The organism is Xenorhabdus sp. IM139775 (assembly GCF_028598745.1).
Classification (GTDB): Bacteria; Pseudomonadota; Gammaproteobacteria; order Enterobacterales; family Enterobacteriaceae; genus Xenorhabdus.
In genome coordinates this window covers 21,521-42,303 of record NZ_JAQRFK010000008.1, presented here as the reverse complement: position 1 = coordinate 42,303, position 20,783 = coordinate 21,521, and the positions used below count along the sequence as shown (strand labels likewise).

Annotated in this window: 18 protein-coding genes and 1 pseudogene; 9 read left to right on the top strand and 10 right to left on the bottom strand. The window is 48.2% G+C overall.

The genetic code is table 11. From position 1 onward, the window contains the following. The first annotated feature begins 19 nt into the window (after positions 1-19). From PSI17_RS03075 to PSI17_RS03065, 3 genes are read left to right on the top strand one after another with little or no spacing between them, the layout of a single operon-like run. Positions 20-1,747 (top strand): type I secretion system permease/ATPase, encoded by a 1,728-nt coding sequence (locus PSI17_RS03075; RefSeq protein ID WP_273550555.1) that lies wholly within the window; start codon positions 20-22, stop codon positions 1,745-1,747. 20 nt (positions 1,748-1,767) lie between these two features. After that, positions 1,768-3,102 (top strand): HlyD family type I secretion periplasmic adaptor subunit, encoded by a 1,335-nt coding sequence (locus PSI17_RS03070; RefSeq protein WP_273550554.1) that lies wholly within the window; start codon positions 1,768-1,770, stop codon positions 3,100-3,102. Between the two features lie 4 nt (positions 3,103-3,106). Continuing rightward, a complete protein-coding gene (locus tag PSI17_RS03065) occupies positions 3,107-4,519 on the top strand; it encodes a TolC family outer membrane protein (RefSeq protein ID WP_273550553.1) in 1,413 nt (470 codons plus the stop codon). A 9-nt stretch (positions 4,520-4,528) separates the two neighbouring features. Here PSI17_RS03065 and xni read toward each other — a convergent pair whose 3' ends face one another. The 6 genes and pseudogenes from xni to PSI17_RS03040 form a co-directional block, all read right to left on the bottom strand. Further along, positions 4,529-5,284, bottom strand: a complete 756-nt coding sequence (gene xni, locus PSI17_RS03060) for a flap endonuclease Xni (RefSeq protein WP_273550552.1) — start codon at positions 5,282-5,284, stop codon at positions 4,529-4,531. A 72-nt stretch (positions 5,285-5,356) separates the two neighbouring features. Continuing rightward, on the bottom strand, positions 5,357-6,724 hold the full coding sequence (gene ppnN, locus PSI17_RS03055) for a nucleotide 5'-monophosphate nucleosidase PpnN (RefSeq protein ID WP_273550551.1): 1,368 nt from the start codon (positions 6,722-6,724) through the stop codon (positions 5,357-5,359). A 34-nt stretch (positions 6,725-6,758) separates the two neighbouring features. Then, positions 6,759-7,604 carry an NADPH-dependent 7-cyano-7-deazaguanine reductase QueF gene (queF, locus tag PSI17_RS03050; RefSeq protein WP_273550550.1) on the bottom strand — a complete coding sequence of 282 codons (846 nt, stop codon included), beginning with the start codon at positions 7,602-7,604 and terminating at the stop codon, positions 6,759-6,761. 214 nt (positions 7,605-7,818) lie between these two features. Then, positions 7,819-9,510 carry a cholesterol oxidase substrate-binding domain-containing protein gene (locus PSI17_RS03045; RefSeq protein ID WP_273550549.1) on the bottom strand — a complete coding sequence of 564 codons (1,692 nt, stop codon included), beginning with the start codon at positions 9,508-9,510 and terminating at the stop codon, positions 7,819-7,821. 30 nt (positions 9,511-9,540) lie between these two features. Beyond that, positions 9,541-9,828, bottom strand: a pseudogene (locus tag PSI17_RS17370) (cholesterol oxidase substrate-binding domain-containing protein). A 99-nt stretch (positions 9,829-9,927) separates the two neighbouring features. Next, positions 9,928-10,263: a hypothetical protein gene (locus PSI17_RS03040; protein ID WP_273550548.1), complete on the bottom strand. Its 336-nt coding sequence runs from the start codon at positions 10,261-10,263 to the stop codon at positions 9,928-9,930. A 346-nt stretch (positions 10,264-10,609) separates the two neighbouring features. Between PSI17_RS03040 and syd the strand changes: the two genes are divergently transcribed. From syd to PSI17_RS03020, 4 genes are all read left to right on the top strand, one after another. After that, the gene (gene syd, locus PSI17_RS03035) at positions 10,610-11,161 is read left to right on the top strand and encodes a SecY-interacting protein (RefSeq protein WP_273550547.1); all 552 of its coding nucleotides are present in this window, start codon (positions 10,610-10,612) and stop codon (positions 11,159-11,161) included. 585 nt (positions 11,162-11,746) lie between these two features. Next, positions 11,747-12,073, top strand: a complete 327-nt coding sequence (locus tag PSI17_RS03030) for a YqcC family protein (protein WP_273550546.1) — start codon at positions 11,747-11,749, stop codon at positions 12,071-12,073. A 1-nt stretch (position 12,074) separates the two neighbouring features. Beyond that, positions 12,075-12,827 (top strand): tRNA pseudouridine(65) synthase TruC, encoded by a 753-nt coding sequence (truC, locus tag PSI17_RS03025; protein WP_273550545.1) that lies wholly within the window; start codon positions 12,075-12,077, stop codon positions 12,825-12,827. A gap of 125 nt (positions 12,828-12,952) precedes the next feature. Then, on the top strand, positions 12,953-13,411 hold the full coding sequence (locus PSI17_RS03020; protein ID WP_273550544.1) for a flavodoxin: 459 nt from the start codon (positions 12,953-12,955) through the stop codon (positions 13,409-13,411). Between the two features lie 83 nt (positions 13,412-13,494). On the opposite strand, the gene PSI17_RS03015 is transcribed toward PSI17_RS03020, so the two are convergent. From PSI17_RS03015 to map, 4 genes are all read right to left on the bottom strand, one after another. Beyond that, on the bottom strand, positions 13,495-13,881 hold the full coding sequence (locus tag PSI17_RS03015; RefSeq protein ID WP_273550543.1) for a DUF3461 family protein: 387 nt from the start codon (positions 13,879-13,881) through the stop codon (positions 13,495-13,497). A 242-nt stretch (positions 13,882-14,123) separates the two neighbouring features. Continuing rightward, positions 14,124-14,948, bottom strand: a complete 825-nt coding sequence (gene dapD, locus PSI17_RS03010; protein ID WP_273550542.1) for a 2,3,4,5-tetrahydropyridine-2,6-dicarboxylate N-succinyltransferase — start codon at positions 14,946-14,948, stop codon at positions 14,124-14,126. A 37-nt stretch (positions 14,949-14,985) separates the two neighbouring features. Then, entirely contained in the window at positions 14,986-17,664 is a 2,679-nt protein-coding gene (glnD, locus tag PSI17_RS03005; RefSeq protein ID WP_273550541.1) for a bifunctional uridylyltransferase/uridylyl-removing protein GlnD, read from the bottom strand. A 151-nt stretch (positions 17,665-17,815) separates the two neighbouring features. Next, complete coding sequence (gene map, locus PSI17_RS03000) at positions 17,816-18,613, bottom strand: type I methionyl aminopeptidase (RefSeq protein WP_273550540.1); 798 nt, start codon at positions 18,611-18,613, stop codon at positions 17,816-17,818. 416 nt (positions 18,614-19,029) lie between these two features. Here map and rpsB point away from each other — a divergent pair, with 416 nt between their 5' ends. Together rpsB and tsf are read left to right on the top strand one after the other, a co-directional pair. Next, on the top strand, positions 19,030-19,755 hold the full coding sequence (gene rpsB, locus PSI17_RS02995) for a 30S ribosomal protein S2 (protein ID WP_273550539.1): 726 nt from the start codon (positions 19,030-19,032) through the stop codon (positions 19,753-19,755). A 169-nt stretch (positions 19,756-19,924) separates the two neighbouring features. Further along, complete coding sequence (gene tsf, locus PSI17_RS02990; RefSeq protein ID WP_273550538.1) at positions 19,925-20,782, top strand: translation elongation factor Ts; 858 nt, start codon at positions 19,925-19,927, stop codon at positions 20,780-20,782. Position 20,783 lies beyond the last annotated feature (1 nt).

Genomic DNA, 20,783 nt, shown 5'->3' with positions numbered 1-20,783 from the left:
TAATGATGAAGGGATTGCAGTGAAATTACGCTTTCCGAAGGATGAAATCACGGATGTTATCCGTGCACGCAGCAAGGTCTTCTGGACGCTTGGATTATTTACGGCATTCATCAATCTGCTGATGCTGGTTCCCTCCATTTATATGCTGCAAGTCTATGACCGGGTGCTGCCATCCGGTAATGAAATGACCCTGCTGATGCTGACGTTAATCACACTGGGGATGTTTGCCATGATGGGCGGGCTGGAATATATCCGCAGTCAGGTGGTAATCCGCATCGGCAGTCAGTTTGATATGTGCCTGAACCGGCGGGTCTATACCGCTTCCTGTGAATCCAACCTGAAAAACGGTTCCACCGATGCCGGGCAGATGCTCAATGACTTGGCGACCCTCCGCCAGTTCCTGACGGGCAATGCCCTGTTTGCCTTTTTTGATGCGCCTTGGTTCCCGGTCTATCTTGGCGTTATTTTCCTGTTCAGCCCGTATTTGGGGTTGTTGGCGCTGGTGGGGGCGATCATTTTGATCACGCTGGCCGTGTTGAACCAATGGCTGTCCCAAGCGCCCTTGGCAGAAGCGAGCCATCTTTCTTTACGTTCCGCCAACTTAGCCAGTACCAATTTGCGTAATGCCGAAGTGATTGAAGCGCTCGGCATGTTGCCGGCATTGCGTCAGCGCTGGTTTGGCCTGCATCAGCGTTTTCTCAATTTTCAGCGTATTGCCAGTGAACGTGCGGCCGCGATCATGGCATTGACCAAAACGGTACGCATGGCTTTGCAATCGCTGATCCTTGGCTTGGGCGGCTGGTTGGCGATTGAAGGCCATATCACCCCGGGGATGATGATTGCGGGTTCCATCCTGATGGGCAGAGCGTTATCCCCCATTGAACAGTTGATACAGGCATGGAAGGGCTGGAGCGCGGCACGCCTGTCGTGGCAACGGTTGGACAAGCTGCTGAAAGCCCAACCGAAGCGCAAAAGTGGTATGCCATTGCCGCCGCCGAAGGGCGCGTTGTTGCTGGAAAACGTCTCCGCCATGCCACCGGGTAAAAATAACCACTATGTTTTGCAGGATATCCATTTTGCGCTGGAGGCCGGTGAGGTTCTGGGCGTGATTGGCCCCAGTGCGTCAGGGAAATCAACACTGGCTCGCCTGTTGGTCGGGATATGGCCGGCGCAAGACGGCGTTGTGCGGCTTGATGATGCGGATATCTACCAATGGAACAAAGATGAGCTGGGCGCCTCCGTGGGTTATCTGCCGCAGGATATTGAGCTGTTCGGTGGCACGATCGCGGAGAATATTGCCCGCTTTAATGAGGTTGAACCGGAAAAAGTCATTGAAGCAGCGAAAAAAGCCGGTGTCCATGAATTGGTGCTCAATCTTGAACAGGGGTATGACACGGTTATCGGCGCGGGCGGCATGGGGTTGTCCGGCGGACAGAAACAGCGGATCGGTTTGGCGCGCGCACTGTATGGCAATCCATCGCTGGTGGTGTTGGATGAACCCAATTCGAATCTGGATGATATCGGTGAAAAAGCCTTAAGCCATGCGATTGCCCAATTGCGGGAACAGGGCAAAACCGTGGTGGTTATCACCCACAGGCCGTCATTGCTCTCGCAAACCAGCAAAATTTTGCTGTTGGTGCAGGGGAAAATGAAAATGTTTGGTCCTTCCCAACAGGTGAGGGCGGCGCTGTCCCAACCCCAGTCTCCATCACAGCCACCGCTAAACGCGGTCGAACGTGCCTCGTAACATGATATTTGGGAGTAAAGATGTCCTATCAGACTAACGCAAAGGATAGCCAACACGAGGTGGCGGAATTATTGCCGCTGGATGCCAATCGTTACCTGCGAACAGGTTGGCTGGTGATTGGGATTGGCATTCTGGGTTTTTTCATCTGGGCGGCATTTGCGCCACTCGATAAAGGCGTGGCTTCATCGGGTACGGTCGTGGTGGATGGCAATCGCAAAACCGTCCAATCCCCGGTGAATGGCATTATCCGTCACATTCAGGTGAAAGAGGGTGAACATGTGCAGGCCGGGCAGGTATTGGTTCAGCTCAGTCAGGTGCAGGTGAATGCCCAAATTGACTCCCTCAAACAGCAGCTTTATACCACCTTAGCCACCGAAGCCCGGCTGTTGGCCGAGCAGCAAGGACAGGAGGAGGTTGTTTTTCCTGTGCGACTGAATCAGGCATCAGAGCCACGGGTTCACGACATTCTGGCCTTACAAAAACAGCTCTTTTTATCCCGTCGTGAAATGTTGCGCAGTGATCTGGCGGGCATGCGGCAAGCCGAAGAGGGGCTGGATTTTCAAATCAAGGGGCTGAGGGCAGCGTTGGTGAGTAAACAGCAGCAGCAACTTTCGCTCAAGGAACAGGTGACGAATTTGCAACCGCTGACGGAAGAGGGCTATTTTCCCCGTAACCGCTATCTGGAATTACTGCGCAGCCAAAGTGAATTAAGCGGCAGTATCGCCGAAATGACCGGCAAAATGGGGCAGCTTGAAAAGCAGCGGCAGGAAACGCAGCAGCGGGTTATCCAGCGTCAGGCTGATTACCAACGGGAAGTACGCAGCCAGTTGGCTGATGTGCAGGTATTGGCAAATGAGCTGGGCAATAAGCTGGAAACGGCCCAATTTGATCGGTCACAGACGGCCATTATTGCGCCGGCAGACGGCTCGGTGGTGGGGTTAACCGTGTTTACGCAGGGCGGTGTGGTGGCTTCCGGTGAGAAATTAATGGAGATCCTGCCGACCCGGGGGGCGCTGGAAGTCGAGGCGCGTTTGATGGTGCACCTGATTGATAAAGTCGCCGTGGGGCAGGAGGTTGATTTGATGTTTACCGCATTCAATCAGAACCGGACGCCGAAAGTGGCGGGTAAAGTGATGGTGATTTCTGCCGACCGTTTGCTGGATGAACGGACAAGGGAGCCTTATTACCAGATGCGGTTGAGGGTCACGCCGGCAGGCATGGAGAAACTGGCGGGCTTGAATATCAAACCGGGGATGCCGGTTGAAGTGTTCGTCAAAACTGGTTCGCGTTCATTGTTGAGTTATCTGTTCAAGCCGTTAATGGACAGGGCGTCTACCTCGCTGATTGAGGAGTAATGGGATGTTGATGTATCACCGTGTTGCTTTGTTTTTACCGATACGGTTGTTATCGGTACGGCTGTTATCTGTATTGTTGTTATCGGTATTGCTGCCGGCGTTATCTCCCCGTTCTGCCAGTGCCCTTTCCTTAACGGAAACCTACGCGCTGGCCTTGCAGCACGATCCGACCTTTCAGGCGGCGATTAAAGCGCAGGAAGCGGGTCAGGAGGAGGAGAACCTTGGGCTGGCGGAATTGTTGCCCAAGTTATCCCTGAGTTACCAGAATGCGCCCAAAAACTGGCAGCAGATGGAATCGCAATCTTTAGATCCACGGGGCAGGATCGTCAGGGAGCGCCGTGACCGGCAGTATAACAGCTATAGCGGGGCGGTTATTCTGACCCAGCCGTTGATTGATTTCGAAGTGTGGGCGCGTTATCGCACCCGTCAGGCTTATGCCCTGATGAGTGACAACCGTTTTAGGGCGGACAGCCAGCAACTGGCCGTCAGGGTGGTGACCCATTATATGGCTGTCGCTTATGCGCAGGATCGGCTGGCGCAGGTTGCCCAGCAACGAGCCGCTTATGAGGCGCAACTGGAACGTAACCAAAAGTTGTTCTCTTCTGGTGAAGGCACCCGCACCGATGTCGCGGAAACTCAGGCGCGTTACAGTCAGGTATTGGCGGATGAATTAACGGTACAAGACGAACTGGATGCCGCCATTCGTGACTTGCAGTTATTGGTGGGCATCCCGTTGCCAATGGATTTGCCGGTTAATCGTTTATCCGGCGCGCCACGGTTCAACCCTCTCCGACTGGACTTGGCACATTACGCCGATTGGGAGCAACGGGCATTACGCCAGAATCCGCAACTGGCCGTTGCCCGCCAGAAAGTGGATGTGGCGCATCACGATATTGCGCGCAGCCGGGCGGGGTATTTGCCAAAACTGGAGCTGTATGCGTCCCACAGCGAAAATAAATCCAGCAGCGATAACAGCATCGACCAAAAATACCGGACGGATGCCATCGGATTGCGCGTCTCCATGAATCTCTATAATGGCGGAGGGACGGCGGCGTCAGTGCGTCAATCCGCCGCAAACTATGGCAAGACAAAATTCGAAATGGATGCCCAGACGGGGGAGATCCTCAACGCACTGAGACGCCATTATAACGCTTGCGTGAATGGCGAAAAGCGGATACGCGCTTATGAAATGGCGGTGGAAGCGGCGGCATTACAGGTGAAAGCGACGCAAAAAAGTGTGACACTGGGGCAGCGGGTGAATGTCGATATATTAAATGCCGAACAACAACTCTATACCGCCCGTCGTGAACTGTCTCAGGCCAAATATGACTATATGAAAGCGTGGATTGGGTTGTTAAATGAATCCGGCCAATTAAAGGGGGAACATATTAAATTAATTGCGGATTATTTTGGCTGAGGTGATCCCTTATCTCTTGGTAAGCCGCAATTGCTGCAAATTTCCTTGTAATAACAAATCGGTTCTTAGCGTAGCAATTTCACGGCTGATATAAGCCATTTCCTTGTGAGATTCTAATTTTTTTCGCCATTTATCCGGTTGGGTATCCAAATGCTGGAATAAATTATCCAATGAGCCGGCTTGTTGCAGCAGGGTAGCGGCTGTTTTGGGGCCAATCCCCTGAACGCCGGGGATTTTACTGCTGCTGATACCAGCAAGCCCCCAATAATCAGGCAGTTGGTGAGGTGCAACCCCAAACGCTTGCTGGATAAAGGGTAAATCCAGCCAGCGTTTTTGGAAGTAATCACGAATTTGGATATTGGGGGACAGGAGCTGGCAGTAGCCTTTATCAGTTGAAACGATCGTGACACTGTGCCCGCTATTGGCGACTTTTGTTGCCAGTGTTGCAGCCAAATCATCGGCTTCATGCCCTTCCATGTGCCAGCAAGCCACTCCCAACACATCGAATGCCTGCTTAATGAATGGCATTTCTTGCTGCAAGTTATCCGGCATGGCAGCACGTCCCGCCTTGTAATCGGGGAAAAGTTGATGGCGCCAGCTATGGCTGCGTCCCTCTTCATCAAATACCGCCACCACATGGGTAGGGGATGCGTGGGTGATTAACTGCTTTAACGCATGTTCACAGGCAGGAATGCAAGGGCTTCCCTGTACCGCATGGATGCGCCGGATCAGGTTTAAGGCGTCTACAATCAAAAGGTGTATCATGGTCGTTATCTTCCGTCCGTGGATGGATCCCCTGGCACCAGCCTCATTGAATATTGATGAGGTATCTGCAATTTATTTGATTATGTCATAACAGGGCTTATAAGTACTCCCCCCGGGAAGTTTCATGCGATCCTGCTCGACAAAATCTTTCAGAAGATTATCCATGCGACGCATGATGTCCGCATCACCGTGGATCTTGAATACCCCCCGTTTTTCTATGGCATGAATCCCCGCTTCTTTGACATTACCTGCCACAATACCAGAAAATGCGCGTCGTAGTGCTGAGGCCAGTTTTTCCGGTGGCTGATTTGGATATAAATTCAGGTTAGCCATGTTTTCGTGGGACGGAATAAACGGGGACTGGAGATCAGGGGGGATTTTCAGTGACCAGTTGAAGCTATAGGCATCTCCGGTTAAGCGGCGATTTTCCTGAACGTCCGGCATGGCTTTTTTCATAATGCGTGCTACTTCTGCCGGCGCATCCACAATAATGCGATAGTAATGGCGCGCCTGTTTTCCCAGTGTATGAACGATAAATTCATCCAGCACCTGAAAGTAATTGGCGCTCTCTTTGGGGCCGGTCAAAACCAGTGGCAGAACTTGATCTTTATTTTCGTGATTCATCAGGATGGACAGCAAATACAGCAACTCTTCTGCTGTTCCGACTCCGCCGGGGAAGATAATGATACCGTGGGCGATACGGACAAAGGCTTCCAGACGTTTTTCAATATCCGGCATGATGATCAGTTCATTGACCAGCGGATTGGGTGGCTCTGCCGCAATAATGGAAGGTTCGGTAATGCCGATGAAACGACTTTTCCTGTAATTCTGCTGGGCATGTCCTACGGCGGCACCTTTCATCGGCGCTTCCATTGCCCCCGGCCCACAACCCGTACAGATATTGAGTTCACGCAGTCCAAGCTCATTGCCGACCTTGCGCCCGTACAAGTACTCTTTCTCATTGATGGAATGGCCGCCCCAACAAACAATCATATTGGGTTCTTCTGAGATATGCAGGGCTTTGGCGTTGCGCAGGATGGAGAAAATGGTATTGGTAATGTGCATACCATTTTCCATATTCAGATTATGCGCCTTCTGTGCACTGGCAATTTGCGCGTGAACAAACAAAATATCGCGTAAGACGGCGAAAAGATTGGCTTGCAGGGAGCGGATGATTTTGCCATCAACAAAGGCGTCTTCCGGGGGATTGACGAGTTCCAGTTTTACGCCCCGTTCCCTGCGCAGTACGTTGATGTCAAAATCTTGATATTTTGACAGTAATTCTTTGCTGTTATCCGTTTGACTACCTGAATTGAGAACCGCAAGTGAACAATTACGGAAAAGGCGGTACAAATCACTGCTTGCGGTACGCTTAAGCATATCGACTTCAAGCTGGGAGAGTAAATTCATTGATCCTAATGGATTAACATGTGTAATCAAGAGTGACTCCTTTTACCCCTTGCGGGTTCGATGATTACTGGCGGGCTAACCTTCCTGTTGCTGGAATAAATGCTTCATTACTGCGCCACGGATTGATATCTAATCCCCCCCGACGGGTATAACGTGCATAAACCGTGAGTGTTTCCGGTGCGCATAACGCCATTAAGTCATTGAAAATACGCTCGACACACTGTTCATGAAATTCATTGTGATGCCGGAAAGACACTAGGTAGCGCAGCAGTTTTTCCTGATCGATCTTCGCACCTTTATAACGGATCATCACCGATCCCCAATCAGGCTGGTGGGTGATCAGGCAGTTTGATTTCAGCAAATGGCTAATCAGGGTTTCCTCAACCACAGGGCCGGTTGCTGCATGGTTAAGATAATCGCGATTGAATTGATAATCATCAATATCAATATCCTGATTATCGATACATTCTCCTGCAAATCCGGCAATGGGCTGCTGGCTGAAATCATGGAGGGGATGCAGGACAATTTCAATGTCGCCATTGGCACAAGCCGATAAATCGTGTTGCAAGGTTTTTTGTACCGTTTCCCAATCCGCAAAGCGAGTTTGGTTAAAACTGTTCAGATAAAGTTTAAAACTCTTCGATTCGATCAGGTTCTCACTGGCCGCATCCAGGCTGACATGGCCGATGGCTACTTGAGGAACGCCACGCGCGTTGAGCCAGGAAAGTTCGTACATTGTCCAGATATCTGCCCCATGAAAAGGGAGATTGTCAGGATAAAGCCCAAGCGGTTCCCGGTTCAGACTGCGGGGAACTGCTTGTAATAATGCGGGATCGTAGCTATCGCGGTAGGGAGTGGGTTTACCCAAGGTGAGTTGGGCGAGTGCCTGATTATCTTGATACAGAGACATTAGGATTCCTTGAAGCTGTACTATCTTTAGACGGTAAGGTAAGCCCGTAGTGTATCAAGGAATCCTGATGGTTCGTATTTTTATTGTGCGTTGATATCTGCATATACTCGCCATACTTCAATGTGCATTGATTATCTCCCCACGGGGCGGGAAGATAATCAGCGGCCTTCGTTTCACGAGCTGCAACTTGAAGTTTATAGGGGATAGAGAAAGTTTATGCCTGAAGCAATCTATCCAATAGTGGCGATCTAAAGATGTGATATGGATCGTATTTATGTAATGCTGAAACGGCCGAAACCCAGTTGTTATCAGCAGGCAAACCGTCAGTCAATGACGCCGGAATGATGTTGGTCAATACCTCTTTATCCTCCCATGCGCGGTTAGCACCATAAGCCCAGCCTTTACTCCATTCAACACGGGCGCAGGCATAAGAACCCTCAAATTCGTTGAATAGCCACTGTTCAAGTTGTTGGCAAAATTCAATGGCATAGGGGGTTTCTGGAAAGGTTAAGACATCAAGCCAGACTGCGACATCCCATTCCGGTCGATCCCGTCGGGGGCGAATGGCGGATAGGGCAGGCACGGTCGCTCCTGTAGACACCACTTCAGTGGGATCATCTAATCCGGTTACCCGAACTTCAAGCGGGCCATTGATCGGATATTTCCCTTGGTTTGCATAGTGTTGTATTAATTGCTGCCAGTGGGTATAAAATTTATTCAATACAAGTTGGATATTTTTACGTTGCGTTAATACTGCATAACCATTGGCGGTAACACGCAATGTGGTGGGTTTGACATATAACAGCAGGTTTTTACTCCAACCCCAGAGATCTTTACCACTATTTTGCAAGGCGGCATGGGTCAGTTGATATTGCATTTCACTCACCAGAGGCGTTATCAGCGGGAAATTGGCCAGAAGGTTATCCGCGATATCCGATAGGGTAGGTGAAATATTATCGGAAAAGGGGTAGTTATAAGGTGCCTTAACTTCAAGGCTGGCAGCCGGCTTGGTGGGGGCGACACTCCAGACTTTTAGCCACGGTGCATGTGTGAAGGGGAATAAAATGATTTCCGCCCGACCACTTTTATCCAGAAAATCACTGAACGTCCGCTTTTCTTTTGTGCTTTCCGGCGGGGCAAATAACTCATCTGCCGGAATATCGGTGAAACTCTGACAGCGAAGGCGTTGATTTTTCCCCGCCTGAAGTTGCACTTCCAAAATCAGCGAACAACCAATATGGGTTAATAGCGGCGCGCAATCAGGATCATGTCGCTCAAAACGCCTAATGGTATATTGCTGACTTTCTTTATCCCATACGACGGCAGACAAGGATAATATCGCATTACTGAGAGAGCCGAATGTATGCCCGGGAAGCCGGATTTCGTCAAGCGCTTTAATGGCAGTGCCATGCCCGTCGATGGCGAGAACCGCGCCGAGTGTTAAATCACCGGGCGCGGGTGTTGCCGTAAAGCCCAAGCCCTGTTCTTCCATTTGGGTCAGTAACGTTTCCATTAATATCCCGGTTTGCGCTGTCACGATGGAAAATGTCGAACGATGCTCGATATTGACATGGGTGAAATGAGCGGAAAGATCCAGCAACATAATGCGATTTTTGCCACTTTGCCCTGATGCCAATATCAGTGGTGACCAATTATGTGATTGTCCGATGGGTCTTAATTTATAATTTTCTTGCCATGCCCAATTCACCACGGAAATAATTTCTTCGGCTGTTTTCGGTATACAGCAAGGGATATTATCGGCACGAATTTCGCCTGACCAATTTTTAAAATTGTTCATCTTCCAACTCACCGCTTTGGGAAAGTCAGATAAGTGATATTCTATTTCAGTAATTATTTCATTTTGTAAGTCACTATTTTCTTTTTTAAGCAAGTCTGATGATGGCATGTTTTATTTCCTTTGTTTTTAATCGGAAACCTATTGGCTATCAACAGAAAGCAATTTCTCCAATAACGGTGATCTGAATATGTGATGTGGGTCATAGGTATTTAATAAAGATATTACCGCAGTCCAATTATTATCAGCAGGTTGTCCATCATTGAATGAAGCGGGAATATTATTTTTTATGATATCTTCATCTTCCCATGCGGCATTTTCACTGTAGGTTCACCCTTTACTCCATTCGACGCGAACTGCTGCGTAAGTACCATTAAATTCCTTACATAACCTTTGTTCAAACTGGCGGAGAAATTGATGGGCATACATTTTTACTCCAACCCCAGATATCTTTCCTCGACGTTGACAGCAGAAGATCGGCATAGAAAGACTGAAACTGACCCAACGCGGGGGACAAGGTTACAAACTCTATCCCAGATGACCGCAGAGAGCGACAATATCGCATTGCTCAAAGAACCGTAAGTGTGACCCGCCTGATTGTCTTCCCCACGCGCTTTGATGGCGGTTCCATGTCCGCCAATTGCCAGCAACACCGCCTAATGTTAAATCGCCGGGCTCTGGTGTTGTGGTGAAGCCAAGGCCGTGCTCTTCCAGTTGCGTCATGAGTGCTTCCATCAATACACCGGTTTGTGCTGTAACGATGGCACAGGGAGAGGATTGCGCAATCTGAAATGGGGTCGCAGATCCATGAGCATAATATTTTGGGGTGCCTCTTGTTTGGCGTTCAATATCAAAGGTGACCAATTATGTGATTGCCCAATCGGTCTTACTTTATAATTTTTATTTCAGGGATAAAAATATATTTATATTTTGTCATGTTTTATTGTTTGCATGATTTAATGTGTTTAATGGAAGTGGTTGCTGTTTTTAATTTATCTGAACGTCAGTATTGCCGCGTAATAAATGCGCCGAATTATCTTTATTATAGTTCGAATGTTTTCCCATGACGGGCAGAGACTAAAAAATATTTTATTAAGCTAATTATTCTTCGGAATTCATTCTCTTGTCACTGTGCTGCAATTTGCCGGTCATTGGGTATAGAATAGAAAGTGATTAAGCCTGAGCCTGAAAATAGGAATGATATAAGCATATGACCTTTAATGTGACAGAGGCACTCTCTGACTTTACCCGACGTTATGTTGAATTCTGGCAACAGAAAACGGGGTTTCCGCCGGCCAGCAGCGAATTGTATGGCGTACCTTCACCCTGTGTTGAGCGTACGGGTGAGAGCGTGGTGCATTGGCTTCCACGGCCGTTTTCTGTGCAAGAAAAACTCAATAAGGTAGAAACTGCGCTGGAGATCTGCTTGCAGGATGCTATCCATGCTTACTATACGATGCAGCTTGCGGGTGATATGACAGCCAGTTTTGCCGGACAACATTTCAGCCTGATTCAGGTATGGAGTGAAGATGATTTTATCCGTTTGCAGGAAAACCTGATTGGTCACCTTGTTACCCAGAAGCGGTTAAAACTCTCGCCGACCGTATTTATTGGCACGACGGATACCGACATGGGGTTAATTTCGGTGTGTAATTTGACCGGGCAAGTGATCCTTGAAAAGTTTGGTAGCCATGAAAGGAGTACGTTAGCCGCAGATTTAGCCAGTTTCCTTGCGGTTATCACACCTGTCATGGGCAGTTAATTGCAGAGATTGGTCTGATTTTTTGTAAGAGATATCTCACATCTCGCGTGAGATATCTCTTTTAATCATGGCGTGAATATTATCTGATAAAATTATTTCTATTTTATATCAATAGAATGCGTGATTTTATCTCAGTGCACATTTTATCATTTCTCTGGCGATGCTGATCCCGTGGCTTGTGTCAACCGTCTGAATCGTAGATCCTTTCACTGTTCCGCAAGGAACCACTGCACAACAATAACCAGGGAATAAATCCATCGGGAAGATGGTACAAGGATGATTAGGTACAGGCAGGAAAGCTAAAAAACTATCAGTATAATGATTGAATAAAGGATATCTGACAGGGATGTATTTTGTCAGGGAAATAAACAGGAAGTACCCCAAGTAGCAGGATTGCTATGACAGCCACTCAAGAGGAGAGGTAAAATCTCTCCTCTTACTTCATTTAGATTGCCATTTAGATTGCTGCAATTTTTCCTACCGTAATTTTTCCGCTGAAATCGTATCAATGATACTCTTACGTCCCAATGACGTGGTGGCAGTTTCTGTCATCTGAGCAACAGATTGAGCATCAGACGAAACATCATGAGTATCGAGACACAAATTCTACATAAATTACAGTTAATTGAAGCGACCCTGAAAACACTGGGCATATGGCAAGATTATCCGCCTAAACCCGAAGCCTTTGAAAGCACGGAACCTTTTTCCATTGATACTTTATCAGCAGGGGAGTGGCTCCAGTGGGTGCTAATCCCAAGAATGCGCGCCTTGATAGAGCAACAAGCCTGTTTGCCGACGGCATTCGCCATCGCTCCCTATTTTGAAGAAGTTTACAAAGAAGAAGCCGAGCGTTATTTCCCCCTGCTTGAACATTTGCGGGCGTTGGACAATCTGTTTACGCAGGATGCTTGATATGCTGGAGATTATTTATCAGGATGAGCATATCGTTGCCGTCAATAAGCCTGCCGGATGGTTGGTTCACCGTAGCTGGCTGGCGCGTCATGAGACGGTTTTTGTGATGCAGACATTGCGTGATCAAATTGGACAGCATGTTTTTCCCGTCCATCGTCTGGACAAGCCGACATCCGGGGTTCTGTTAATGGCACTTTCGAGTGACGTCGCCAGAACACTGTCACAACAATTTGAATGCCACGATATACAAAAAACGTATCATGCCGTTGTACGGGGTTATGTTGAAGGTGATGATATTATCGACTACGCCCTAATGGAGCAGTTGGATAAAATTGCGGATAAATTTGCTGATACAGACAGGGCAGCGCAACCCGCCGTGACATATTACCGTTCATTGGCACAAGTCGAGTGTCCGGTTGAAATCGGCCGTTATCCGACATCACGTTTTAGTTTGGTGGCGTTGATGCCAAAAAGCGGCCGTAAGCATCAATTGCGGCGGCATATGTCACATATTCGACACCCGATCATTGGGGATACCACGCACGGCGATTTGCGACAAAATCGCGGTGTGGCTAAATATTATCAGACTGGCAGGTTAATGCTGCATGCCAGCCACCTGCAACTCAAGCACCCTGTGACAGGGGAGAACCTTCTTCTGACTGCGCGCTGGGATCCATCATGGCAGCGTTTGCTTGAACAGTTTGGCTGGCAGGGCATTATGCCTGAGCTGGAATGTCTCACTAGGCATGAATGAACGCAGTATCAAACCGGTTAAATAGTGTTTCAAAATGATAGGAGTCAATTTTGCCCCGCGCACCGCGTGGGACAAGATTGCGAACTCCCACTATGATGAAAACTGATTTAAAGAGATCAATATTTATGGCAAAAATTGGTGTTTTCGTTGGTACAGTTTATGGCAATGCGCTGGCCGTTGCGGAAGAAGCGCAGCAGATACTTGAGCAGCAAGGGCATGAGGTTGAAATTTTTGAAGATGCAACTTTAGTGCAATGGCAAAAGTATTTGCAGCAAGTGGTGTTAGTGGTCACTTCGACCACGGGGCAAGGCGATCTGCCTGACAATATCCAGCCGCTGTATACCGAATTGAATGATAAGTTGGGCTATCAGCCTGATCTGAGCTATGGCGTGATCGCGTTGGGCGACAGTAGTTACGACACTTTCTGTGGTGGTGGCTGCACGTTTGATGAAATGTTACAGGAACAGGGCGCTAAACGCATCGGCGGGGTATTGCAGATTGATGCGATTGAGGTCGCTGAACCTGAAGTCTTTGCCCAAGGCTGGATTAAGGAGTGGGGAACGTTGTTGTCGGTAAGGTTGTAAACAACGGGCTGATTTACACCGCTTATGCCTTTATTGGCTTCGGGAATTTGGGCGGATAAGCGGTGTATGACAAGCTGTTACAATTATTTACGGGTCAGCTTTTCCAAATCTGCTTCAATTTCTGCTATCTTATTTGCAACGACATGTTCGAGATGACGTAAATCGTCGAGGATCTTGTGTTTCAAATCCACTTCAATCTGATCACGCTTGCAAATCTGATCCAACTCTTCAATCACATAACGCAGGTTGGTGTTAATCTCCTTGATTTCTTTGTAGCCTTGGCTTGAGTGATCGTCAGAGATGGTTTTTAACTGGCGTGGATACTTAAATTTAACGCTCTTGGCGAAGAATTCGCCCTTATCTTTACGGAAATAAATCTTCAGAGTATCGTTATTCGCTTCCTGACGGAGGCTATAGCGATCAATATCTTCAGGATGCGTGATCCCCAAACTTTTCAGATTATCGTACATAGCGCGCCACCTAGTCACCTAAATGAAATGGAAAAGGCAAAAAAACAGTGGATTTATTATCCATGTCGTAATCGTTAAAAGTCAATGGGTTAATGGGGTTTAAAACATTTAATCGGCATGGCTTTGTGCGATTGGAAAAGAATGGAAAAAATGTCAAACCCATTACTTTATTTACAGACTTTGAAATCAAGATTGCGCAGGGGCAGAGGCACCCATTTGGGTGGCTCCGCTATTTTAAAAATTTAATCAATATTTCTCAGCAGTTCATTAATTCCCACCTTGCCACGGGTCTTGGCATCCACCTTTTTCACAATAACGGCGCAATACAGGCTGTAACTGCCATCTTTTGACGGAAGATTACCGGAGACGACGACCGAACCCGCAGGGACACGGCCATAATGGATTTCACCGGTTTCGCGATCATAGATTTTGGTGCTTTGGCCGATATAAACACCCATTGAGATCACCGAGCCTTCTTCGACGATAACGCCTTCAACAATCTCAGAGCGTGCGCCGATAAAGCAGTTGTCTTCGATAATGGTTGGGTTGGCCTGCAATGGCTCCAGAACACCACCAATACCAACGCCACCGGATAAGTGAACATTTTTACCAATCTGGGCACAGGAACCGACGGTTGCCCAAGTGTCTACCATGCTGCCTTCATCCACGTAAGCACCGAGGTTGACGTAAGATGGCATCAAGACGGTATTGCGGGCGATATAGGCACCTTGGCGAACAGCCGCAGGCGGCACGACACGGAATCCTTCTTTTTCGAAACGAGCCTGATCATAGTCAGCAAATTTCATCGGTACTTTATCAAAATAGCGGCTTTCAGCGCCTTCCATCACCTGATTGTCATTAATGCGGAAGGAAAGCAGTACCGCTTTTTTCAGCCATTGATGCGTTACCCACTTTCCGTCGATTTTTTCAGCGACACGCAGTTTGCCGCTGTCCAGCATTTGAATAACCTGATTAATTGCATCGCGGGTTGCATCATCAACCGTCGTTGGCGTGATGTTTACACGGTTTTCAAACGCAGTTTCGATAGTCGTTTGTAATTGCTGCATAAGTATGCGGTTCCTAATTTCTGTTAAGAGAGTCTTGTTATAGTTTATCCCGTGTGTCGAGGGCTTCTGTCAACCTTTCTGATAATTCATCCCTTATTTTTTTATGTAATGCGTTTTGATCTTTATCCGCTAAGACAAAAAAGTCTTCGACACGCTCACCGATGGTCGTAATGCGGGCGCCGTGCAGGGAAATACCCAATTCAGCGAAAATATTCCCCACCCGTGCCAATAATCCGGGCTGATCCAACGCGATCAATTCCATATAAGTACGGCGAGCATTTTTGCTTGGTAAAAAGTTAACCTTGGTTGGAACGTTAAAATGACGCAGTTTGGCAGGCAGATTGCGTGCCTTTGGCACGTTAAGATGAGGATCATTCACGACTTTCAGCAAGGCACGGCGGATAGGTTCGTGGCGATCAAATGCCAGGGGATGGCCGTTAGGCTCCAAGACAACAAAGGTATCCATCGCCATTTCATCACGGTTCGTGAAGATTTGGGCATCGTGGACACTCAAATTACGCTTGTCCAATTCTCCAACGACGGCCGCAAAAAGCGAAGGCCGATCTTGGCACCAGATAAAAATTTCTGTTCCGCCGTGAGAAAACGCGGTGCTGATGAGCACCATGGGTTCCAGAGAAGTTTGGTGGATCGTGTGGTAGATCGTGTGGTGGATTAAGTGGCTGGCGTGCCACGCTAATTGGTCAGGGGTATGACGCAGGAAGTAATCCGCATGGCAACGGTTCCAGATATGGTGTAACCGCTGCTCGTCGATATTTTCTTGTTGCAGAAGCGTCAATGCCTGCAAGCGATTATTACGGAGGCGTTCCCGTAAATCAGGGGTATTTTGAATCCCTTGGCGCAATTGGGTTTCCGTGGCGAAATAGAGTTCACGTATCAGGCTCTGTTTCCAGCTATTCCAGAGTTTGGCGTTGGTCGCACAAATATCGGCGACGGTGAGGCAGGCTAAATAATTAAGACGGTTTTGGTTTTTAACCTGACCGGCAAATTGCTGGATGACGTCGGGATCTTGGATATCCCGCCGCTGCGCAGTTACTGACATCAGTAAATGGTCGCGAACCAGCCATTCCACTAATTCTGCTTCATGGTTGGTCAGGCCATGCTGTTGTGCGAAGACGAAGGCATCTTTGGCACCAAGCTCAGAATGATCACCATTGCGCCCTTTGGCAATATCATGGAAAAAAGCCGCCAGCCGCAATAGCTCTGGTTGAGGAAGACGCGGATAAAGTTCAACACACAGCGGGTGGATAACACGGTTGTTTTCATCGGCAAAACTTTCCAGTTTTTGCAGTACGCGGATGGTGTGCTCGTCAACCGTATAAGCATGAAAAAGGTCAAACTGCATCTGGCCGACAATGTTGCTCCAAAATGGCATATAAGCGCCTAATACACTATGCCGGTGCATGGGGAGTAACGCTCCGGCAACCGCATGGGGATGGCGCAGGATAGCCATAAAAATTTTCCGGGCGGCGGGGAGTTCACACAAAGGTGTGCTCAGGTTTCTGCGGGCATAACGAAGTTGGCGCAATGTCGTCGAATAGATCCCCTGAATTTCACGATGTTCAGCCATGTGATAAAACATGCGCAATATTGACGTGGGATCACGGCTGAACAGTGTTTCATCAATGAGGTCGATCAGGTTTCCCCGCAATTGAAACTCGCTGTTCAGGGGACGGGGTTTCTCATGGGGCTGCAATGCCAAAATGGCTTCATCAAACAGTTGCAGCAGCATGTTATTCAGCTCACTGACGCGACGGGTCATGCGATAAAAATCTTTCATCATGCGCTCGACAGGCTGATTTCTTTCCCCTTCATAGCCGAGCAGTTGGGCGACACTGAACTGGCGCTCAAACAGCAGCCGGTTATCATAACGGTTAACAACCAGATGAAGCGCAAAACGGATGCGCCAGAGAAAATGCTGGCATTCGTTCAGCTCATTGCGTTCCTCTTGGGTCAGGAAACCAAAATTGACCATTTCATCTAAGGAGGTCGCGCCAAAATGGCGGTGAGCGACCCAAAGTAAGGTGTGAATATCGCGTAGTCCACCCGGACTGCTTTTGATATCAGGTTCCAGATTGTAACTGGTGCTGTGATAGCGTTGATGGCGTTCTTGTTGTTCCGCAATTTTGGCAGCGAAAAATTTGGCGGACGGCCAGAAATCATCACTGAAAATATATTTCTGCAATCGCAGAAATAGCGGTAAATCCCCACAAATCAGGCGGGATTCTATGAGGTTAGTTGCGATAGTGGGGTCGGAAAGCCCCTTTTGCTGACACTCTTCGAATGTCCTGACACTGTGGCCGACTTCAAGGCGGATATCCCAAAGCAGGGCAATAAGCTGCCCGAGACGAGCCGATTGCTCCTCAGCCAATGGCGATTCACTCAGAATCAATAGGTCAATGTCAGAGAGAGGATGCAATTCGCGGCGGCCATAGCCCCCGACAGCAATCAGTGCAAGGGAATCTATCTGATCAAACCCCTGTTCCTGCCAGAGTCGCTTTAACAGTTGATCAATATAATCACTGCGGGTGTAAATCAGGGCATCCGGTGAAATACCTGCCTTGAATGCCTGTTCAAGCCATAGCCGGAATTCATCAATATGCTGTTTAAGGGCGGGAAATTGCAGATCATCGTGGGAAAACTCCACAGGTGAAAGGGGAGGAACGGGTGCTTGTGCTAAGGAGATATCGACTGGCATATGCAGAAACCTATTATGAGAAAGCTCATGAGGAAACAGACCACGATGACCAGATTACTGAGAAAATGACAGGATGAACAGGCATTATTGACAGAGATTAAGGCTCCCTGTGAGTTGTCAGGAAGCCTTAATCAATTGCGCCAGCGGGGAATTACGCGTTCACTAATACCGCAGGGATATGCGCTTCTTCCTCTTTGCGCCATGTCATGATTTCACAACCATTATCGGTAACAACAAGGGTGTGTTCGTACTGTGCAGACCAACCGCGATCCTTGGTTTTCACTGTCCAGCCATCTTTCATGCTGCGGATACGGAAATCACCAGCGTTGACCATTGGCTCAATGGTGAAGGCCATGCCTTTTTGCAAGACAACACCGCCATCATCAGCATCATAATGCAGAACGTGCGGTTCTTCGTGGAAGCCTTTACCGATACCGTGGCCGCAGTATTCACGGACAACCGAATAATCGTGGCTCTCCACAAATTGCTGGATGGCCTTGCCAATGGCACGCAGGCGGATGCCGGGCTTGACCATTTTCAGGGCGAGGTACAGGCTTTCTTGTGTGACGAGACACAGGCGCTCGCCCTGAATGGTTGGCTTGCCAACAATGAACATTTTGGATGTATCACCGTGGAATTCCTCTTTGATGACCGTCACGTCAATATTGACGATATCACCTTCTTTCAACGCCTTGTCATCGCTGGGAATGCCGTGGCAAACCACATCATTGACAGATATGCACACGGATTTGGGAAAGCCGTGGTAGCCCAGGCACGCTGAAATGGCCTGCTGTTTTTCTGTGATGTGCTCGTGGCAGAGACGATCAAGTTCACCTGTGGTGACACCCGCCTTAACATAAGGCTCAATCATTTCCAGAACTTCGGCGGCCAGACGTCCGGCAACCCGCATCTTCTGAATGTCTTCTTCTGTTTTGATAGAAATAGCCATGAAATGGGTCCATTTAAGTCAGAAAATTACCGACTATTTGATATTAATTAAAGGAAGTGTTGTCGGTAATGGTATCAGCCCACCGAATGGATGCCAATATCACCCGCACCTTTCAATCGTGGCCCATGTAGTTGTAACAAATGTTGGAGTCTGGCGGCGATTTATGGTATAAAGCGCGCCGGTGTTCTGGGTAATTGTTTCTGATTTGATGCAATTTGCCAGAGATACTAAATAACTCATTTTGTGTAAATAACACACACGGATCGACACATACACCGGGGTGCTCTCATGCGGTTAATTCATGCATGTGAATGGCCTTCCTGTGAGAAGGTCTTTTACGAATAGCCAGCAGTTAAAGAGTCGGTGTCATGGGATCTGTGGAGGCATAACCCCAATTAACTTTTTAGAGGTTTAAAATGGCAACTGTTTCCATGCGCGATATGCTGCAAGCTGGCGTTCACTTCGGTCACCAGACTCGTTACTGGAACCCAAAAATGAAACCTTTCATCTTTGGTGCTCGTAACAAAGTTCATATCATCAATCTGGAAAAAACTGTTCCAATGTTCAACGATGCATTGGCAGAGCTGAACAAGATTGCTTCCCGTAAAGGTAAAATCCTGTTTGTTGGTACCAAGCGTGCTGCCAGCGAAGCAGTAAAAGAAGCAGCATTGGGCTGTGACCAATACTTCGTTAACCACCGTTGGTTAGGTGGTATGCTGACTAACTGGAAAACTGTTCGTCAGTCAATCAAGCGTTTGAAAGATCTGGAATCTCAGTCTCAGGACGGTACTTTTGACAAGCTGACCAAAAAAGAAGCGCTGATGCGTACTCGTGAGCTTGGCAAACTGGAAAACAGCCTGGGCGGTATCAAAGACATGGGCGGCCTGCCTGATGCTCTGTTTGTTATCGATGCAGAACATGAACACATCGCTATCAAAGAAGCCAATAACTTGGGTATCCCTGTATTCTCTATCGTTGATACCAACTCTGATCCAGACGGTGTTGACTTCATCATTCCTGGTAACGACGACGCAATCCGTGCAGTTAAACTGTACCTGACCGCCGCAGCTACCGCTGTTCGTGAAGGTCGTTCTCAAGATCTGGCTGTTCAGGCTGAAGAAGGTCTGGTAGACGCTGAATAATAAGGCCAGCTCATTTTTGTTTGAGCCCTTATTGACCAGGTATTGAAATATATTGGTTAGGGGGCCGGTCACGGCCCCCTTTAACTATCTGATATAGAACTATTATCTGATATAGAACTTTCCACGCGGAATATTATCTTCCCGCGAGACACATCGAGGAATAAAACAAATGGCTGACATTACCGCTGCTCTGGTAAAAGAACTGCGTGAGCGTACTGGCGCAGGCATGATGGAATGTAAAAAAGCACTGGTTGAAGCAAATGGTGATATCGAACTGGCTATCGATAACATGCGTAAATCAGGGCAAGCAAAAGCGGCTAAGAAAGCAGGCCGTGTTGCTGCTGAAGGTGTTATCCTGGTTGAAGTTGCGGCTGATGCTAAATTCGCAGCTATCGTTGAACTGAACTGTGAAACTGACTTCGTTGCCAAAGATGCGGGCTTCCTGGCATTCGGTAAAGAAGTTATCGCTTCCGTTATGGCAGACAAAAACGCTGACATCGACGCACTGAAAGCGAAGTTCGAAGAACAGCGCGCTAATCTGGTTGCGAAGATTGGTGAAAACATCAACATTCGTCGCGTTGCTATCCTGGAAGGTGAAGCTGTGGGTTCTTACCTGCACGGCGCGCGTATCGGTGTTCTGGTTGCGGCTGAAAGCGCAGGCGAAGAGCTGATCAAGCATATCGCCATGCACGTTGCTGCAAGCAAGCCGGAATATGTTAACCCAACTGACGTCCCTGTTGACGTGGTTGAGCGTGAGCATCAGATCCAGTTGGACATCGCAATGCAGTCTGGTAAGCCTCGCGAAATCGCAGAGAAAATGGTTTCTGGCCGCATGAACAAATTCACCGGTGAAATCTCTCTGACGGGTCAGAACTTCGTGATGGACCCAAGCAAATCGGTTGGCGATCTGCTGAAAGAAAACAATGCTAAAGTGATCAACTTCATCCGCTTTGAAGTGGGTGAAGGTATTGAGAAAGTTGAAGCTGATTTTGCAGCAGAAGTTGCTGCAATGAGCAAACAGTCTTAAT

Excerpts from the sequence above, each read along its gene's own strand:
- PSI17_RS03070 (WP_273550554.1), top strand. The coding sequence starts at position 1,768 with ATGTCCTATCAGACTAACGCAAAGGATAGCCAACACGAGGTGGCGGAA.
- PSI17_RS03065 (WP_273550553.1), top strand. The coding sequence starts at position 3,107 with ATGTTGATGTATCACCGTGTTGCTTTGTTTTTACCGATACGGTTGTTA.
- xni (WP_273550552.1), bottom strand. The coding sequence starts at position 5,284 with ATGATACACCTTTTGATTGTAGACGCCTTAAACCTGATCCGGCGCATC.
- queF (WP_273550550.1), bottom strand. The coding sequence starts at position 7,604 with ATGTCTCTGTATCAAGATAATCAGGCACTCGCCCAACTCACCTTGGGT.
- PSI17_RS03045 (WP_273550549.1), bottom strand. The coding sequence starts at position 9,510 with ATGCCATCATCAGACTTGCTTAAAAAAGAAAATAGTGACTTACAAAAT.
- syd (WP_273550547.1), top strand. The coding sequence starts at position 10,610 with ATGACCTTTAATGTGACAGAGGCACTCTCTGACTTTACCCGACGTTAT.
- PSI17_RS03030 (WP_273550546.1), top strand. The coding sequence starts at position 11,747 with ATGAGTATCGAGACACAAATTCTACATAAATTACAGTTAATTGAAGCG.
- truC (WP_273550545.1), top strand. The coding sequence starts at position 12,075 with ATGCTGGAGATTATTTATCAGGATGAGCATATCGTTGCCGTCAATAAG.
- PSI17_RS03020 (WP_273550544.1), top strand. The coding sequence starts at position 12,953 with ATGGCAAAAATTGGTGTTTTCGTTGGTACAGTTTATGGCAATGCGCTG.
- PSI17_RS03015 (WP_273550543.1), bottom strand. The coding sequence starts at position 13,881 with ATGTACGATAATCTGAAAAGTTTGGGGATCACGCATCCTGAAGATATT.
- dapD (WP_273550542.1), bottom strand. The coding sequence starts at position 14,948 with ATGCAGCAATTACAAACGACTATCGAAACTGCGTTTGAAAACCGTGTA.
- glnD (WP_273550541.1), bottom strand. The coding sequence starts at position 17,664 with ATGCCAGTCGATATCTCCTTAGCACAAGCACCCGTTCCTCCCCTTTCA.
- map (WP_273550540.1), bottom strand. The coding sequence starts at position 18,613 with ATGGCTATTTCTATCAAAACAGAAGAAGACATTCAGAAGATGCGGGTT.
- rpsB (WP_273550539.1), top strand. The coding sequence starts at position 19,030 with ATGGCAACTGTTTCCATGCGCGATATGCTGCAAGCTGGCGTTCACTTC.
- tsf (WP_273550538.1), top strand. The coding sequence starts at position 19,925 with ATGGCTGACATTACCGCTGCTCTGGTAAAAGAACTGCGTGAGCGTACT.